This is a genomic window from Paenibacillus sp. FSL H3-0321 (assembly GCF_038002865.1).
Taxonomy (GTDB): domain Bacteria; phylum Bacillota; class Bacilli; order Paenibacillales; family Paenibacillaceae; genus Paenibacillus_AQ.
In genome coordinates, this window is the sequence record NZ_JBBODH010000001.1 from 4,921,603 (window position 1) to 4,936,011 (window position 14,409).

Here is a 14,409-nt window from a genome sequence, read left to right on the forward strand (position 1 = left end):
AATTTATATGTTTCACACGATAACTTATCCTTCTATTTCTCGCTGAAACGGTACCGTCCTTAAAAAGGACGGCAAAGCCGCTTCCACTTGTTTAATTGTTCTCTGCGCTAGCGGACGGACTGCTGTCCGGGGAAGCCTCAGTCGACGGTGTCGGCTCAGGAGCAGTTATGGTATCCTGCACGAATTGCTTCAGTTTATCTTCACTGCTGATGCCGATAACGGAGGAGCCTCCGCTTGTTGTATCTTCTGTCAGCAAGTTCATCGGCGGTATTTGCTGGCTGCCGCCCATCGAGCCGTCATAGCCGACGGTGGCAAGCTTCCACATATCGCCCATATCCATGTTGGTATCGATGTATGGGATCACCTCAGATAATATGTTAGGCAGTTTAAGAATGGAAGTGGTGCTGATCACCTTGTCCGCTACAGCTTTGAGGAAACCCCGCTGCCGTTCCGTCCGGGTGAAGTCGGATGTCTTATCATGACGGAAACGCACATATTGCAGCGCCATGTTGCCGTCAAGATGCTGAAAGCCTTTCTTCAGATCAATGTCGAATTCCGGCCCGTCAGCTTTTGTCTTGTAGACCATATCTTTTTCAACCTCGTAATCCACCCCGCCGACGGCATCCACCAACTTGATGAAGCCCTGGAAATCGGTATAGACATAATATTGAATCGGGATGCCCAGCAAGTCGCTTACTGTCTGCATCGCCGTATTGGGTCCGTGTGTAATTGCCGTATTAATACGGTCTTTGCCATGTTCTGGTATAGATACATAGGTATCCCGGAGAATGGAGAAGACATAGAACTTCTTTCGCACCGGATCAAGGGAGGCAACCAGCATCGTATCCGAGCGCGGGACTTCCCCTTTCTTCACACCACGGGCATCCACGCCCATAAGCAGGATATTTACAGGCTCCGTGCCTTCCCATTTAGGAGGCTCAATAACATCCGCCGAAGGGGAGGGCACGGACGCGAACGGCGATTTATCACCGGTCTTGTGCATGTTGTCGAGCTGGTTGTAGACGGAGGAGAAATAGTAGACAATTCCGCCGATCACCACGAGAAGTATAATTGCCAGAGTCCAGAGCAGCGGTTTCTTCTTCGTTTTGCCGGCTTTTACGTGCCGTTTCTTTCTTGGAGGCATTTCGTTCTTCCTTTCGCATTTGCATTCTCTACATTATAATTTCTTTTAGGAATACAAGCAATTTCGGAATATTCCCCCAAAAACTTTAGGAGTGAACTATAAATGAATGGAATTGAAATCGGTGATGAAGTCCCGGACTTCAGCCTTCCCGCATCCACGGGCCGGAACATCAGCTTAAGCCAGTATCGCGGCCGCAAGGTGCTGCTATATTTTTACCCGAAGAATATGACCCCCGCCTGCACACAGGAGGCTTGCGATTTCCGTGACGCCCACGACCGGATTGCCGCGCAGGGTGCCGTGGTACTCGGAATCAGTGCCGACAATCTGGCCTCGCATGCCAAGTTTGCCCTGAAGAACGGCCTGCCTTTTCCGCTCTTGTCCGACGAGGAGCATAGTGTAAGCGAGATGTTCGGGGTGTGGCAGCTGAAAAAGCTGTACGGCAAGGAGTTTATGGGCATCGTGCGCTCCACCTTTCTTATAGATGAGCAAGGCAAGCTTGCGGCAGCGTGGAGAAAAATTCGCGTTAAGGGTCATGTGGAGACAGCATTGAGTGAAATCACGAAATAATTAAGTATGCTAGTAGTGAATTGTAAATGTCTGTTACATTTTTAACAGCCTTCCTAATGCGCTCTCATGATATAGTTGCCTCATATTACTTCAAATTTGGAGCAAGGCATGGTGATGGCATGATGATACTGCGTATTGGGCTGGACGTCGGATCAACTACGGCCAAATTGGTTGTTATGGAACGAAGTACAATTATTTATCAGGATTACGTGAGACATTATAGCGATATAAAAAAAGCGGCTCTATCCCTCCTGTCAGATGTACAGCACAGGTTCCCGGATAGAGAGGCAGCATTGACTGTAAGCGGTTCCTCGGGCCTGTCCTTATCAAAGCTTGGCGGAGTACCCTTTGTCCAGGAGGTCATCGCCTGCACCAAAGCGATCAGCGAGCTGATTCCAGGGTGCGACACGGCGATTGAGCTTGGCGGGGAGGATGCCAAGATTATTTATTTAAGCGGCGGCATCGAGCAGCGCATGAACACTGCCTGCGCCGGCGGCACCGGAGCGTTCATCGACCAGATGGCTTCGCTGCTGCAGACCGACCCTGCCGGACTGAATACGCTGGCAGAGAAGCATGAGCGGATCTACCCGATCGCCTCGCGCTGCGGCGTATTCGCCAAGAGCGATGTGCAGCCGCTGCTGAACGAAGGGGCGCGGCGCGAGGATGTTGCGGCTTCGATCTTCCAGAGCATCGTGAACCAGACGATCAGCGGCCTCGCCTGCGGCCGTCCGATTCGCGGACGGGTGGCTTTCCTGGGCGGACCGCTGACGTTTCTGCCCGCCTTGCGGGAACGTTTCGCAGAGACGCTGGGACTGAAGGAAGGGGAGGTGCTGTTCCCGGAACGCTCGCAATATTTTGTCGCGATTGGTTCGGCGCTGTCACAGAGCAACCCGCTCGTGCTGCCGCTGCCTAGCTGGCTGGAACGGATTGAAGCGGTGGACTTCAAGGCGGACCGTGCAGAGGATGCCGAACTGGCGCCTCTGTTTGCGACCGCGGAGGATTTAGCCGAGTTCCGGCTTCGCCATGGCAGGGCTTCGGTTGCCCGCGCTGAGCTGGCTTCATACCGCGGACCTTGCTATCTCGGTATTGATGCCGGTTCGACGACAACAAAACTTGTCATTACCGGCTCCGCCGATGAAATCCTCTATACCTTTTACGGGAGCAACAAAGGCAATCCGCTGCAGTCCGTCACCGATGCGCTGAAGGAGATTTACCGGATTCTGCCGGAAGGCTGCTATATCGCCGGCTCCTATGCGACCGGTTACGGCGAAGGATTGGTTAAGGCCGGGCTGCGTACCGACGGCGGTGAAGTGGAGACAGTGGCCCACTATAAGGCTGCGTCCAAGTTCATGCCTGAGGTGGACTTTATTCTGGATATCGGCGGACAGGATATGAAATGCATCAAGATCCGCGGAGGGGCAATTGACAGCCTGATGCTGAATGAAGCCTGCTCGGCGGGCTGCGGCTCTTTTCTGGAGAGCTTCGCCTCCGCGCTGGAGCTCGGTATCGAGGAATTTGCCAAGTCCGCGCTGGATTCTAGCAAACCGGTGAATCTGGGCTCGCGCTGTACAGTATTTATGAATTCCAAGGTGAAGCAGGTGCAGAAGGAAGGGGCTTCCCTGGCTGACCTGTCCGCAGGACTCGCCTATTCCGTAATCAAGAACGCTCTGCAAAAGGTTATCAAAATCCGCAACCCCGAGGACCTCGGGTGCAACATCATTGTGCAGGGCGGCACCTTCTATAACGAAGCCGTACTGCGGGCCTTTGAGCTGCTGACTGGCCGGACTGTGGTCAGACCTGATATTGCCGGTGTTATGGGGGCCTACGGCTGTGCGATTATTGCCAGAGAACATGCCGGCTTGGACGGCTTCAGCACGATTCTTGGCCCGGAAGAGCTGGAAACCTTCCAATATCAGGTGTCGCCGGGCCGCTGCAGCCGCTGCGCCAACAATTGCGCACTGACCATCAGCCGTTTCCCCGATAAGAGCTTTCACGTTACCGGTAACCGCTGCGAACGCGGTGCGGGTGGCAAGAAAGAGAAGAACAACCTGCCGAACCTGATGCAGTATAAATATGAACGGTTTTTTGACTATGAAGGGCTGCCGGAAGAACAGGCAGAGCGGGGCACCGTCGGCATTCCGCGGACCATGAATATGTTCGAGAATTATCCGTTCTGGCACACCTTTTTTACGACACTGCGCTACCGGACAGTGTTGTCGCCGAAGTCGAGCAAGAAGCTGTATGAGAGCGGAATGGATACGATCCCTTCGGAATCGATCTGCTATCCCGCGAAGATGGCCCATGGACATGTGCAGAGCCTGATCGGCAAAGGCGTCGATTTTATCTTTTATCCGGCGGTTGTGTATGAGAAGAAGGAGGACGATGCGGCGCAGAATCACTTCAACTGCCCGGTGGTTGCTTCTTATCCTGAGGTTATCCGCAATAATATGGATGGTCTCAAGGAAAGTGGTGTTCCGCTCGTCAGCCCCTTTCTGACCTTCGACGATATTTCGGCCCTGACCAAGAGCTTGATCAAGACCTTTATGGATATTCCGAGAGAAGAGATAGCGGCAGCGGTACAGGCTGGAATTGCCGAAGCTGAGCAAGCCAAAAATGATCTGCGTACGAAGGGCGAAGAAACGCTGGCATTTCTGACGTCTACAGGGACAAAGGGGATTCTGCTCTGCGGCCATCCCTACCATGCCGATCCTGAAATCAATCACGGCATCGCCGATATGATTACCGGAATGGGGCTCGCCGTGCTGACCGAGGATTCGGTCTGCCATCTGGACCGCAGCGAAGGCGATGTGGCTGTAGTGAATCAATGGACGTACCACGCCCGGATGTACCGTGCCGCCCGCCTTGCAGCCGGCAGAAATGATCTGGAGCTGGTGCAGCTCACCTCCTTTGGCTGCGGCATCGACGCGATCACTTGTGATGCCGTACAGGAGATTATGGAGCGCCACAACAAGGTATATACCCTGATCAAGATTGATGAGATCAGCAATCTCGGCGCTGCGCGCATCCGGCTGCGGTCGCTGCAGGCAGCGATGCGCGAGCGTGAGAAGGGTGATGTGCAGCCGCAGCTCCTCTATAAGACACAGGCCAATGTTCCGTTTACGAAGGAAATGAAGGAGACCTATACCATTCTGGCACCGCAGATGTCGCCGGTTCACTTTGAATTGTTCGAACGGGTCTTCCGTGACGCCGGGTACCGTCTCAAGGTACTGGAAACCACCGGTCCGCAGGAGACCGAGGAAGGTCTCAGATTCGTCAATAATGATGCATGTTATCCGGCGATTGTCACCATCGGGCAAATCCTCTCGGCCCTGAAGAGCGGCGACTACGATCCTAACCGGACAGCGGTCATCATGTCGCAGACAGGCGGGGGCTGCCGGGCTACCAACTATATCTCGCTGCTGCGCAAGGCGCTGAAGGATTCCGACCTGGGGCAAATTCCCGTCATCTCTCTCAATGCTTCGGGAATGGAGAATCAGCCGGGCTTTCGCATCCACCTCAAGCTGGCGAACCGGCTGATCGCCGCTGCCTGCTATGGTGATCTGATGATGCGGCTGCTGCACCGTTTCAGACCCTATGAGCGGATTCCGGGAAGCGCGGAAGCCCTCTACCGCAAAGGGATGGAGCGCTGCAAGAGCAGCCTGTCGACGTTCTCCTTCCGGGAGTATAAGCGGGTGATCCGCGAGATCGTCGCCGAGTTCAGCCGCCTGGCGGTCACACCGGCAGTGAAGCCGCGGGTGGGCATTGTCGGCGAAATATTGATTAAGTTCCATCCGGACGCCAACAACCGGATCATTGAGATGATCGAAGCCGAAGGCGGCGAAGCAGTAATGCCGGACTTCCTCGATTTTATCTTTTATTGCGTGTACAATCCGATCTACAAAGCGGAGCAATTCGGCAAAAGCAAGAAGCTGGGATACATCAATCCCATGCTGATCTCTTATCTGGAAATCTACCGTAAGCCGGTTAAAGTGGCGCTGGAGGAAGCGGGACTGGCCAAAGGCCGCGAGAATATTTACGGCCTCGCGGAGAAGGCCAGCCGGCTTGTGTCCGTCGGCAATCAGATGGGCGAAGGCTGGTTCCTGACGGCGGAGATGATGGATTTGCTGGATAACGGTGTGAATAACATTGTCTGCATCCAGCCGTTTGCCTGTCTGCCGAACCATATTACCGGACGCGGCTCTATCAAAGGACTGAAGGAGCTGTATCCCGGGGCCAATATCGCCGCTATTGATTATGATGCCGGGGTCAGTGTAGTGAACCAGGCCAACCGGATCAAACTGATGATGTCGATCGCCTGCGGTCTGGAAAGCGGCAGCAGTTCAACTGCTGCTGAAATCTCAGGACCACAGCGGCCGGTGGTGGTGGGGAGCTTAGGGAGCGGGGTATAAGAGAAGTGCAATCCATATAGTACAATCCATATTAAAAAGCGGGTCCGGGGCAATTTCCCCGGGCCCGCTTTATTTTATAAGAAACATTAGAATGATCTTATTTCTGCAGCTTAAGCTTCACGCGCATCGCTTTGTTGAGGTGGATGAAATTATGCCTTGTGGCTGGCATCAGCACCAGACCGGCGATGTTTTTATTTCCCCAATAATCAATCAGCCATTGCTCCGTATCTTTTACCGCCCCTTCCTCCGATATTCTTCTGATCCTGGCAGGACTCAGCTTCGCCCTCAATTGCTCCGAGCTCAGTGAAGGAAGGATACTCCGCGTTCTGCTGGCAACCGCTTTCCTGTACTCAAATAAAGACTCGATATGAACCGACGAGCTGAAACCGGAAATTTCCTCATCGGTCATGCCATTGCCTGAATGAATGTGAACCGTCTGTAATTTGTCGGCAAAATGCGCCTCGTGAAGAACCTGCCCACTGCCGGCGGCAAGAATATTCATTGTGATATCTTCAATTCTCGCGCTGTGCCAAAGATGCCACACTATAGAATTTTTACTGCCGGGGGTATGTACTGGATAGCTGCGTAGAGTCTGCTCGCGGATATCTTTCAGGAGTTCGTCTTCATAGGTTGGCTGCTCCGGATGTTCCCCGTTTGACGCGTACAGAGAGGCATGCAATCTCAGGAATAAAGCAACCGCATTCTCATGCTCCTCCGGCCTCTTCAAGAGTCCCGTTAAAGTTTTATGTCCGTCACTCCAAATTTTCCGCTGTTCAGGATTCATTGCACAATCACCGCTTTCGAGTATTGTCATCCATCTAAATTATATCTAAAATTCCCAAAGCTGGGCACTCTGGAAGGGTGTCTATTCTGGGGCGGCGGAGCATGTTAGTTAAATGAAAGAAAGAAAGAGTTTTTCAGAAATTTTCAGTAATTGATTGACGGATAAATAGGTAAAGAGTAAAATAGTTCGTATACGAAGTATTTATTTATCAAACTAACGGGGTGATGGTGTTGGAGGAAAAAGAACAGCAGCTTGATGATATTCTGACCTCTTTCCGCTGTATCAATCATAATTTCCAGCAGCTTTTGTGGAAGGACGCAGAGGAGCTGCAGATTACCTCCACCCAACTGATGGTGCTGCGCAAATTGGCTATGCACCCAGACATCGGAATTACCGAGCTTGCCGACCTGCTCCATTTGGGGAACAGCGCTGCTAGCGGAGTAGTTGACCGTATGGTAAAGGCAGGGCTGATCACCAGACAACGCTCGCAGAGCGACCGGCGTATATTCAAGCTGGCGGTGACGGACAAAGGTCAGGAAATCAGGGAACGAAGCAAGCAGTCCATGAGAAAGCATTTGCAGCCGCTGTCCGACATACCTTCAGAGGATGTCAAGGAACTGCTGCGGCTTCATGGTGAAATCGTAAAAATTTTGGTACAAGGGAGAGATAAAAAGTAACCATGAGTACAATAACTGCTAACGCTGCTGCGGAAACTAAGGCTATACGCAAAGGGCCTATCATCGCAGCGCTCTTAATTGGCGCTTTCGTGGCGTTGTTGAATCAAACGCTGATGAATGTGGCGCTTCCGAAAATGATGGAGGATCTTAACATTGTCGCCAATACGGCACAATGGCTGACCACAGGGTTTATGCTTGTGAACGGTGTGCTCATTCCAATCAGTGCTTATCTGGTGGAGAAGTTTACCACCCGCCAATTGTTTACTACAGCAATGATACTATTTTCCATAGGTACGCTTGTCTGCGGTATCGGAACCGGATTTGAAATGATTATGGTCGGCAGAGTAATCCAGGCCGTCGGTGCCGGTATTCTGATGCCGCTGATGAACATTGTGTTCCTGCGTATCTTCCCGATTGAAGAACGCGGTAAAGCCATGGGGCTTATGGCGGTAGCGATGATTTTTGCCCCGGCAATCGGACCTACCCTCTCGGGCTGGGTTGTGCAGAACTACTCCTGGCGGGTACTGTTCTTTATCGTACTGCCGCTGGCCATTTTCTCCACACTGCTTGGGATGAAGACTATGCAGAACGTCGGAAAGCTGACTTCTCCGAAGCTGGATAAGACCGGCGTCGTGTTCTCAACCCTTGGTTTCGGCGGACTGCTGTATGGCTTCAGTGATGCGGGAACAGATGGCTGGGGCAGCACGACTGTTATTACCTGTCTGATTCTCGGAACCCTGGCATTGGTCCTGTTTGTATGGCGCGAGCTTACCGCCGACAAACCGCTGCTCGAATTCCGCATTTTCCGTTATAACATGTACTCACTTACAACGGTAATCAATATTATTATTACCATGGCCATGTACGCCGGTATGATCCTGCTGCCGATCTATCTTCAGACCATCCGCGGCTTTACACCGATGGAATCCGGGTTGATGCTGCTGCCGGGTGCTATTCTGATGGGGATTATGTCTCCGATCACCGGGATTATCTTTGATAAGATTGGTGCAAGATGGCTAGCGGTTATCGGATTGCTTATTACCACCATTACAACATGGGAATTCAGTCAAATTACGGATTCCACAACCTATACACATCTGATCCTGACGTATACGGCGCGGATGTTCGGGATGTCGATGCTGATGATGCCGATTGTGACAGCCGGACTTAACCAGCTGCCGCAGCGGCTCAGCTCTCACGGTACAGCGATGTCGAACACACTGCGTACAGTCGGGGGAGCACTTGGGATGGCGCTGTTTGTCAGCCTGATGACCAACCGCACGAAGAGCAATATTACGGAAGCAGTAACCAGCGGCGCGGTCTCACAGACCGATAAGGCGGCGATGCTCAAACTTACGCAGGACGCGACGATCAATGGGATTACCCATGCATTCGCCGTGGCAACCTGGGTGACCGTAGTGGCTCTGGTGCTGGCCTTGTTCATCAAGAAGACTTCACCGCAGCCGGACTTCCTGAAGACGGAAGAAGCCGAGTCTTTACAACCTCAAGCCGTTAAATCTCAACAAGCATAACTTGTGATGTACTAAAGAAGGGACTAACCAGCACCGGCGGGTGTATGGCTAGTCCCTTTTGTTATGGAGAAGACCCCGCTTACTCCACCGCGGCTGCCGTCTTCCAGCGTTTCAGTGAAGGAAGCGACTCGGCGAGCAGCTTGTGGGCCGCAGCCTCATCCATACCTTCCTCCACCATGAATCCGGTACAGAGATCCGTCATACCCTGCAGCGTTATGTCAGGCTGCTTGAATTCCCCAGCTTCGTAACAGTAGATACAATAATCCTCATTCTTAGTGCCATCCTGCTCGCTGCCCAGCAGCTCCGCTTCCGGCATTGGCATTCCGCAGCTCTGGCAGAATACGGCCTCATGTTGATGGGGCGAAGTCTCTTCTATATTCATATCAACACACTCCCTTAGATTTCGCGGGACGAGTACCGCCCGCATTCCAGTCCAGTATAAACCAACAAACTAGACAGCATTCAGTCAGGTTTGTTGGAGCGTTGCTAGCGTTTGCGAATTATTTGTATTTTGCTGCGATGCCTGCAGCAAGTTCTCCCATCCGGACGCGGATATGCTCCGGCTCCAGCACCTCAACCGAGGTTCCGAACCCCAGCAAAAAACCGTAAAGCCAGTTATCCTCCGGATAATGAACCCTAACGGTGTACCCGCCGTTGCCGTCCGGCTGAAGTTCAGTCGAATCAAAATAATCTTCGGCGAGATGTTTGCCTGCCGCTGAGAAATGCAGTACCACTGGCAGTGAGTCAGCGGGCCGCATCCACCCTTTAGTCCAGGGGAAATCCTTCAGGGGGATATCCTGCCGGACATACACCCGGTCTTCCTTTACCAGCGCTTTCATACGCAGCAGCTTGAATAAGCGGAACTCTCCGTGCTTTGCACACAGGCCGTACAAATACCAGGCTTGCCCTTTGAGCACCAGCGTGTAAGGTTCCACAGAGCGCTTGCTCATCCTGCCGTCGGCGTTTACATATTCGAAGGCGACAGCGACTCCTTCTTCCAGCGCTTCCTTGAGCAGAGTCAGCCGTTCTTCCAGGGGGCCATTCAGCCCCCAAGGAGAGAAATCGACGATCAACTGGGTTGTTTTGCTGCGGAAGGCGGCGGATTGGGCAGGGGGGATTACACTGCTGATTTTTTCCATCAGCAGTGTGTGTTCTCCTCCGACATAGGAAGAGACGCTTTGCAAAGCGGTGAAAATATCGGCCAGCTCACGCTCCGTCAGCAGATTGCGGTCCAGGCGGTATCCCTCCATGAGACCAATTCCGCCGTTTGCACCCTGATAGGTTACGACAGGGATGCCAGCATTGTTAATGCTGTCGATATCGCGGTAGATGGTGCGGGCGGAGACCTCGAACATGTCGGCCAGCTCCTTGGCCTGAATGAGCGGGCGGTTCATCAACAGGATTACTATGGAGAGCAAACGATCTATTTTCAAAAGATGAGTCCCTTCTTTCCCGGAGAGTTGCAGTCAACCCTCATTCTATAATCTTGGCCAAAGAAAGAAAATAATACATTGTCATAAATATATTATTCGATTAATATCTAATTAGATATTTATTTAATTTAGATTGTGAGGGTTCATGAAATGACACAAACCGGAAATGGATTATCTGTTCTGCGCGGGCAGGGGTATTCCAGGCTGTTCGCAGCCGGATTAATCAATGGAATAGGCGACCGGTTCAGCAGTGTGGCCATGCTGGCGCTGGTGCTTCAACTGACCGGATCGGGAATGGCGGTAGGCATATCGCTTGGTGTAAGGGTGCTGCCTTATCTTTTTATGGCTCCGCTCGGCGGGATGCTGGCAGGCAGGCTGCCGCGTAAAACGATTATGATGGCCGTTGATATTATGCGAGTGCCTGTAGCCTTGTCCTTTCTTTGGATCAATGGGGAGGACCGGCTGTGGCTGCTGTATGCGGGCAGTTTTATACTCGCAGCGGGAGAGGCGGTTTACAGTCCGGTCCGCAAGTCTTCTATCCCGCTCCTGGCTGCTCCGGATTCATTGCTCCGCATTAATGGCCTGGAACAGCTGATGAATGGCTCTGTGCTCATTCTAGGGGCCTTTACGGGAGGGCTGGTGTCCCTTTGGTTCGGGCCGGAGACGGCATTCGTCATGAACGCCGCATCTTTTCTGGTTGCAGCTTTATTGCTATGGGGTTTGCAGTTTCCGAATCATGCCGGGGAAACTGAAGCGGGGACAAAACATGATGCTTCCGCAGAACAGAGCGAACTGCAGCAAGGCAAAGCAGGGCGCCTGCGGACGCTTAAATACGTGGCAGGGGGAAGTCTGGTGCTGCAGGTTATTATTGCTTATGAGCTGCTGGTGCCGGTTATCAACGGCTGGGACAATGTACTGATCAGTGTGTATGCCGTGCAGGTGTTTCATGCCGGGGATGTCGGAGTCGGGGCATTTTATGCGGCACTTGGCATCGGGCTTAGCCTCAGCTTTTTTGCCGGCCGTCTGCTGAAGAAGAGGCTGCTCGCGGTGGCACTGGCAGGATTGCTGGCGGAAGGCTTACTGCTGATGGGGATCAGTGCCAGCAGCCATTTTGCGGCCGCATTTCTCCTGTATATTCTGCTGTCTTTATCGGGTGGAGTTGGCAATGCCTGTCTGGACACGCTGGTGATGAGAGAGACGCCGTCTTCCATGCAGCCGGTTATTTTCGGAATGCTGTCGGCGGCGGGCGGTTCACTGATTGGGGTATCGATGCTAAGCGCAGGCTGGCTGCTTGACTACGTGGAACCCAGGCAATTAGGGTTTGCCGGAGGTGCCGGTTTTGCCGGAATTGCGCTGCTGCTGGGAGGATATTACCTGGTTCGCAGCAAACGGAAGAGTCTGTCCCGTATTTAAAGTCAGTAAGTTCATCTCGAGTTGCATAAGAAAAGCAGCTGTCGATGCTCTTCGAAGGGTTCTTCGAATTATGCGTCAAACGGCTGCTTTTTTAATGTTTCAGGTTGCGTGGCGTCCCCGGAAGCTCTCTATGTTTTTTGCATTATGCTTAAGATTTAACCTTTGACCTTGCGCCGCAGCAGGCGGGCGGAAATGCCCCGGCGGTAGCGGTAAAGAAAGATCAGGGCTGCGATAGCCAGGATTCCGGAGACAATCCATAGGGCATACAGCTCAAACAGGTGGAAGATGCCCATCCACTGCGGCCCGAACAATTTGCCTATGCCCAGAAAAGCCAGTACCCAGAGCAGCGCTCCTCCATAGGCATACAGGGCAAACTTGCGGAAAGGCAAAGCGATAATACCGGCGAAATAGCCGGTGAAATGCCGGACGCCGGGAATGAAATAGCCGATTGAGATCAGAAAGCTGCCGTACCGCTCGAACCAGCGCTGCGTTTTCTCCAGCTTGGCCGGTGAAAAGAGAAACCATTTGCCGTAGCGCTGGATAAACGGCATCCCTGCCTTGAGCCCGACGAAATAAGTAATGGTCATCCCGCTTGTTGTTCCTGCAAAAGCCAGTACTATCAGTGTCATGAAATCAAGCTTGCCGGTATAGGAAAGAAAGCCTGCAAAAGCCATTGTTGTTTCCCCGGGAAAGGGCAGCGCAATAAATTCCAGCAGCAATCCGAAGAAGAGCACACTGTATCCGTAATTGGCGAACAATTCCTGTATCCATCTCAACATTTCCATAATATTGTCACTCTCCAAGGGCCGCATGCCTAATTCTATTTTGAAGCTTGTCTTCATACAATCTACCAAATGGTTCTGGAAGTGAATAGAATGCTGGAGGTAGAGAAGATGAAAGATAGCAAAAGTACCCAGATCCGCCGGATCCTTATCCGCGGGCTGCTTGCTATGGCAATTATATTATTGGTAAAGCCTGATTGGGAAACTGGACAGTCTTCGGCATCGTCGAAAATGTATCCTCTACAGGCTGGGATAATTGATCCTGTACTCTCTAAGAATAATCTTCCGGCTGCTCAGACGCAAGATTTGCCTGCCCCGCCCGTGAATTCCGGCGGCTCTGCCTCACCTGCACCGGTTGTCTCCACGGCAATAACATCGACCCAAAATCTCCAGAATCCAGAAGATTCGGCAGCTATATCAGCGTTAGTCAAATCCAAGGATGCACCCGCAGCAGCTGTGGTGGCGGCAGCCCCAAAGAAAACACAGAAGACAGTCTATCTTACGTTTGACGACGGGCCCAGCAAAGTCACTGCCAAGGTGCTGGAAATACTGCGCCAGCAGGAGGTGAAGGCGACCTTCTTCGTGCTGGGAGAGCAGGCCCGGAGCCGCCCCGAGCTGATTAATGCGATTTGGGAGCAGGGGCATGTCATCGGCAATCATACCTATAATCATAATTATCATGATTTATATAGCGGATTCACAGAATTTTGGACGCAAATCAAGCAAACGGAAGAGATTGTCAGAGAGATTACCGGGGTCCGTCCGCAGCTTGTCCGTGCGCCGGGAGGCACCTTCGGCCATTTTGATGCAACCTATTTCGACCTGCTGAAGCAGGCGGGCTACTCGGTAATGGACTGGACAGTGGACAGCGGAGATTCCAGACGCAGGGGTGTGCCGGCGTCGGAAATCCTGCAGGGATCGGTGGCGGACATGTCTTCCTCCCAAGTCATCCTGCTGCTGCATGACGGTGCGGGACATGAAGAGAGTGCCAAAGCACTGCCCAAGATTATTGAGCGTTATAAGGCTGCCGGATATAACTTTGGTCAGCTGGATGCAAGTCAGCAGCCTGTACACTTCAGAGTATCTGCAACTATGGCAGGCGCCAACCGCTCGAAACCTCCACAGGATTGGATTCATTCTAACATTGTGCCGAATGCCGGATTATTTGCCTCCGGCAAGCCGCTGGTCCTTGAGGTGGGCAGGCTGGAGACCAAACTGGACCCGGGAGAATACAGAATCAGCCAAGGGCAATACATGGTTCCCCTGCGAGCGGTCATTGAACGGCTGGGCGGGCGGGTTAGCTGGGATAGCGCCAGCCGCAGCGGACTGATTGCCTGGAACGGGCGGAACCTGACAGTGGATGCATTACAGAAGCAGCTAAAACTTGCTTTGCCTGACGGAAGTTTGGAAACAAGAGGGGCAGAGGTGCAAATGATCGGTTCCTCTCTCTGGATATCCCTGCGGGAATTGCTCACAACAGCGGGGCATTTGCCGCAGGAGGCCCGCGCGACGGCAGAGGAGCGCAGAGTTAGAACAACTTAGGCAGCCCTTCGGCATGCCGTTCAAGAACGGGACCAAAGTAACCTCCAAGGGTTTGGGCACTCTTTTTCGTGGGAAGAATAGACAGTAATAGGCTCCGAAAGTACTTCCTCGTTGATCGCGGCAGCA

The 14,409-nt window shown here is 52.7% G+C and carries 11 protein-coding genes; 6 read left to right on the forward strand and 5 right to left on the reverse strand.

Translation table 11 applies throughout. The features are described from left to right. Nucleotides 1-91 precede the first annotated feature (91 nt). Complete coding sequence (locus MHI45_RS22055) at nucleotides 92-1,144, reverse strand: LCP family protein (protein WP_076112787.1); 1,053 nt, start codon at nucleotides 1,142-1,144, stop codon at nucleotides 92-94. A 102-nt stretch (nucleotides 1,145-1,246) separates the two neighbouring features. On the opposite strand from MHI45_RS22055, the gene bcp reads away from it, so the two are divergent. Continuing rightward, a complete protein-coding gene (gene bcp, locus MHI45_RS22060) occupies nucleotides 1,247-1,711 on the forward strand; it encodes a thioredoxin-dependent thiol peroxidase (protein ID WP_076112786.1) in 465 nt (154 codons plus the stop codon). A gap of 119 nt (nucleotides 1,712-1,830) precedes the next feature. Continuing rightward, nucleotides 1,831-6,120: a 2-hydroxyacyl-CoA dehydratase gene (locus MHI45_RS22065; protein ID WP_076112785.1), complete on the forward strand. Its 4,290-nt coding sequence runs from the start codon at nucleotides 1,831-1,833 to the stop codon at nucleotides 6,118-6,120. 97 nt (nucleotides 6,121-6,217) lie between these two features. On the opposite strand, the gene MHI45_RS22070 is transcribed toward MHI45_RS22065, so the two are convergent. Further along, complete coding sequence (locus tag MHI45_RS22070; protein WP_076112784.1) at nucleotides 6,218-6,904, reverse strand: hypothetical protein; 687 nt, start codon at nucleotides 6,902-6,904, stop codon at nucleotides 6,218-6,220. 230 nt (nucleotides 6,905-7,134) lie between these two features. On the opposite strand from MHI45_RS22070, the gene MHI45_RS22075 reads away from it, so the two are divergent. Next, complete coding sequence (locus tag MHI45_RS22075; RefSeq protein WP_076112783.1) at nucleotides 7,135-7,581, forward strand: MarR family winged helix-turn-helix transcriptional regulator; 447 nt, start codon at nucleotides 7,135-7,137, stop codon at nucleotides 7,579-7,581. A gap of 2 nt (nucleotides 7,582-7,583) precedes the next feature. Beyond that, on the forward strand, nucleotides 7,584-9,113 hold the full coding sequence (locus MHI45_RS22080; RefSeq protein ID WP_076112782.1) for a DHA2 family efflux MFS transporter permease subunit: 1,530 nt from the start codon (nucleotides 7,584-7,586) through the stop codon (nucleotides 9,111-9,113). A 79-nt stretch (nucleotides 9,114-9,192) separates the two neighbouring features. Here the strand turns inward: MHI45_RS22080 and MHI45_RS22085 are convergent, their stop codons facing one another. Together MHI45_RS22085 and MHI45_RS22090 are read right to left on the reverse strand one after the other, a co-directional pair. Then, entirely contained in the window at nucleotides 9,193-9,495 is a 303-nt protein-coding gene (locus tag MHI45_RS22085) for a zinc ribbon domain-containing protein (RefSeq protein WP_076112781.1), read from the reverse strand. A gap of 118 nt (nucleotides 9,496-9,613) precedes the next feature. After that, on the reverse strand, nucleotides 9,614-10,546 hold the full coding sequence (locus MHI45_RS22090) for a helix-turn-helix transcriptional regulator (protein WP_038585614.1): 933 nt from the start codon (nucleotides 10,544-10,546) through the stop codon (nucleotides 9,614-9,616). Nucleotides 10,547-10,696: 150 nt separating this feature from the next. Here MHI45_RS22090 and MHI45_RS22095 point away from each other — a divergent pair, with 150 nt between their 5' ends. After that, on the forward strand, nucleotides 10,697-11,959 hold the full coding sequence (locus MHI45_RS22095) for an MFS transporter (RefSeq protein WP_341119438.1): 1,263 nt from the start codon (nucleotides 10,697-10,699) through the stop codon (nucleotides 11,957-11,959). 155 nt (nucleotides 11,960-12,114) lie between these two features. On the opposite strand, the gene MHI45_RS22100 is transcribed toward MHI45_RS22095, so the two are convergent. Next, entirely contained in the window at nucleotides 12,115-12,744 is a 630-nt protein-coding gene (locus MHI45_RS22100; RefSeq protein ID WP_038585622.1) for a DedA family protein, read from the reverse strand. A 108-nt stretch (nucleotides 12,745-12,852) separates the two neighbouring features. Here MHI45_RS22100 and MHI45_RS22105 point away from each other — a divergent pair, with 108 nt between their 5' ends. After that, nucleotides 12,853-14,283 carry a polysaccharide deacetylase gene (locus tag MHI45_RS22105; RefSeq protein WP_341119439.1) on the forward strand — a complete coding sequence of 477 codons (1,431 nt, stop codon included), beginning with the start codon at nucleotides 12,853-12,855 and terminating at the stop codon, nucleotides 14,281-14,283. Nucleotides 14,284-14,409: the final 126 nt, after the last annotated feature.

Excerpts from the sequence above, each read along its gene's own strand:
- MHI45_RS22080 (WP_076112782.1), top strand. The coding sequence starts at position 7,584 with ATGAGTACAATAACTGCTAACGCTGCTGCGGAAACTAAGGCTATACGC.
- MHI45_RS22105 (WP_341119439.1), top strand. The coding sequence starts at position 12,853 with ATGAAAGATAGCAAAAGTACCCAGATCCGCCGGATCCTTATCCGCGGG.
- MHI45_RS22100 (WP_038585622.1), bottom strand. The coding sequence starts at position 12,744 with ATGGAAATGTTGAGATGGATACAGGAATTGTTCGCCAATTACGGATAC.
- bcp (WP_076112786.1), top strand. The coding sequence starts at position 1,247 with ATGAATGGAATTGAAATCGGTGATGAAGTCCCGGACTTCAGCCTTCCC.
- MHI45_RS22065 (WP_076112785.1), top strand. The coding sequence starts at position 1,831 with ATGATGATACTGCGTATTGGGCTGGACGTCGGATCAACTACGGCCAAA.
- MHI45_RS22095 (WP_341119438.1), top strand. The coding sequence starts at position 10,697 with ATGACACAAACCGGAAATGGATTATCTGTTCTGCGCGGGCAGGGGTAT.
- MHI45_RS22055 (WP_076112787.1), bottom strand. The coding sequence starts at position 1,144 with ATGCCTCCAAGAAAGAAACGGCACGTAAAAGCCGGCAAAACGAAGAAG.
- MHI45_RS22070 (WP_076112784.1), bottom strand. The coding sequence starts at position 6,904 with ATGAATCCTGAACAGCGGAAAATTTGGAGTGACGGACATAAAACTTTA.
- MHI45_RS22085 (WP_076112781.1), bottom strand. The coding sequence starts at position 9,495 with ATGAATATAGAAGAGACTTCGCCCCATCAACATGAGGCCGTATTCTGC.